Origin of the sequence: Brevibacterium picturae (genome assembly GCF_030453725.1) — a bacterium.
In the GTDB taxonomy this organism is placed as follows: domain Bacteria; phylum Actinomycetota; class Actinomycetes; order Actinomycetales; family Brevibacteriaceae; genus Brevibacterium; species Brevibacterium sandarakinum_A.
The window spans coordinates 1-2615 of sequence record NZ_JAKDJU010000283.1; the positions used below are offsets into that span (position 1 = coordinate 1).

A 2615-nucleotide genomic window follows, 5' to 3' on the forward strand; every position below is an offset into this window, starting at 1 on the left:
CTAGCGAAGCACCCGGCGCCGCGGCCGTGCATTGCGTGATCATCGGTTTCGATCGGGAGGCGAAGCCGAAGCCCCGCCTGTTTGCTTATGCGAGTCCCAAGGGCGAGGCGTCCGAGATCGCCGCCCACACCGTCAACGGGTACCTCGTCGATGGCCCGAATGTTCTTGTCGAACAGCGCAGGGCTCCGCTGTCGCTAGGACTGCCAGATGCGACCTTCGGAAACATGCCGCGCGACGGAGGGCATCTCGTCATCGAGGCCGAGGAATACGGTGAGGTCGTCGCCGATCCGATTGCCGCGAAGTACGTGCGACAGTACGTCGGCGCGCGGGAGCTCGTCCGCCGGCAGCAGCGTTGGTGCTTGTGGCTGGTCGATCTCGACCCCGCAGACGTACGGAAGTCCTCCGTGCTGAGGGAGCGCATCGAGGCGGTACGGGAGTTCCGCAATGCCAGCTCAGCCTCCTCCACGCGAGGGATGGCTGCGACCCCGCATCTCTTCGGGCAGCGCTCTCAGCCGGACGTGCGCTTCATCTGCATCCCCAGCGTCGTGAGTGAGCACCGCCTTTTCATGACGTGTGCCTATTTCGAGCCCGATGTGATTGCCAGCAACGCGGCGTTCAAAGCCGACGACCCCGACGGGTTGCTGTTCGGCATCATCTCCTCGTCTATGTTCATGGCCTGGCAACGAGCTGTCGGCGGTCGTCTGAAGTCAGACATCCGATTCTCGAACACGTTGACCTGGAATACGCTCCCCCTCCCGGCGCCGGAGCCGCCACTACGGCAGAAGATTATCGCCGCTGGCGAGGAAGTTCTGGAGGTACGGGCTCTCCATCCGGAGCGGTCGCTCGCAGATCACTACGATCCGCTGGCGATGGACACTGCGCTGCTGAAGGCCCACCGGAGCCTGGACGTCGCGGTGGACAAGGCATTCGGTGCTAAGCGCACGTGCAAGTCGGAGCGGGAGCGCCAGCGGATCCTGTTCGAACGCTACGCGGAGATGACCCAGTGATAGGCCGCCGGCATTCCTGTTGCGCGGCACAGAGGCAAGGCGTAGATAATTGGCACAGACGAGGAGAGAAGGGTCATGACAACAAATAACACCGCGCGAGGGCCCGAGGACGGAAATCGAGACGCCGCCAGGCTTAAGACTGAATGGACCGCCGCTGCGCTCAGCGCCGAGAAGGCCCTGGAGGTCCCCCGCGGACTCATGAGTTTCGCGAGCGACGGGCGCGGCAGGCCGACCAACGAGCAGAAGTACCTCTACCTCTCCGCCGTCACCTTCACGTACGCCGTGTGGGAGTCCTACGCCGAGGATGTCGCGATCGAACTCGTTGAAGTCCTGGCCTCCTCGCTCCCCACTGACTCCATTCCGACTCACGTGGCGGATGTCCTGTCGGGCAAGGATGCGTGGCAACTTGCTGTACATCCAGGGTGGCGAGGCCTCTGGACCAAGGAGGTCAACACGGCCGCCAAAGGTGGCGAGGGGGCGGGCTACGGCATCAACACCGCCAGCTATAAGAACGTGCGGGCACTGTTCGAGCTTGCTGGTATCGGCGATGCGTTGCCGTCTCACCTGTCTGTCGCGCCGGAAACGGAACTTGGCAAGCTGAAAGGCTTGCCTGCCAGCGTAGGCGTCACCAAGAACGCGACCGTGAACGTCGATCGTTGCCTCAGCCTCCTCATTAACCTTCGCGGTGAAGCGGTTCACACCGCCCGCACCGAGGGCAAGCTGTTGAAGAACGAGGTGCTGTGGTGGACAGCCTTCATCCGTGAGCTTCACGAGGAAGTCGATCGCAGGTCTCGGGGCACGATCATAGATCTCCTGAAACTCTGATTCGCAGCCTGGCGCCGACAACCATTTCCGTCCAGTAAACGTCGAAGACCTGCGTGCGGGCATTCAGGATTGCCCGGAGCAGTTGCCGCTTGGTCGCAAGAAAGGCGGCGTCGCCGTGAGCGGTGAGGAGGTCTGAAGCTGCCGCATCGGCCAGCCGTGGGGAACCTTCGTGCCCGGCCTGGTCCCGCGAGACGCTCGCGCCGCCCACTTCCCGGGATACAGGGGATCCGGAGCTGGGTGAGCACCCCTCGGCATCGGGCCTCGACGGACCGTAGAGACTCGGTTCATCGTCCGGGAGGGTCTGGCCCCATCCGCCTCCCGCCAGGGCCCCGCCGGCCGGATCAACCCGGTCGTGGCGGGGTTCTTCCTGCCCATCGTCCCGTGGGCGTCACACCCAGGGATGCGCTCTGCGCCAGGCATCGACCCAGTACGGGTCGCGGCGGCGGGAGCTGGACTTAAGTTTCGTGCCCTCGATGTGGACACGCCCGCGGATCCATTCGCGCAGGAATGGCCGGACCTCATCGAGTCGGTCGCTCCAGTCGGTGACGGACAGCGTGATCTCGTCGTCGCCGGTGCGCACGCGCACCGCGTAGGGATCCATCGAGTCATCTCGGTGCCACGGCGTGTACTCGACGGGCTGGGCACCGCTGAGGGTCAACCGGTACGCGATCAGCACCGAACTGACCTCTTGCTCCAGCTTCTCGCCGGCGAAGTGGATCGCGTAAGGATCGCCGGGGTGCTCGCTCACGAAGCGAGCATCCCACGAGGTGCTGTCAGGCGGTG

The 2615-nt window shown here is 64.4% G+C and carries 3 protein-coding genes; 2 read left to right on the top strand and 1 reads right to left on the bottom strand.

All coding sequences use genetic code 11. The annotated features are described in order from the left end of the window. Together L0G76_RS15565 and L0G76_RS15570 are read left to right on the top strand one after the other, a co-directional pair. A partial coding sequence (locus L0G76_RS15565; RefSeq protein WP_369696195.1) for a type IIL restriction-modification enzyme MmeI occupies window positions 1–1007 on the top strand: 1007 nt, incomplete at its 5' end. A 75-nt stretch (window positions 1008–1082) separates the two neighbouring features. After that, entirely contained in the window at window positions 1083–1832 is a 750-nt protein-coding gene (locus tag L0G76_RS15570) for a hypothetical protein (protein ID WP_209886355.1), read from the top strand. 388 nt (window positions 1833–2220) lie between these two features. Here the strand turns inward: L0G76_RS15570 and L0G76_RS15575 are convergent. Beyond that, window positions 2221–2615: hypothetical protein (locus L0G76_RS15575; RefSeq protein ID WP_304358044.1), on the bottom strand; the 395-nt coding region annotated here is incomplete at its 5' end.

What these genes read in the sequence shown, in the direction of transcription:
- L0G76_RS15570 (WP_209886355.1), top strand. Translation starts at nt 1,083, where the DNA reads ATGACAACAAATAACACCGCGCGAGGGCCCGAGGACGGAAATCGAGAC.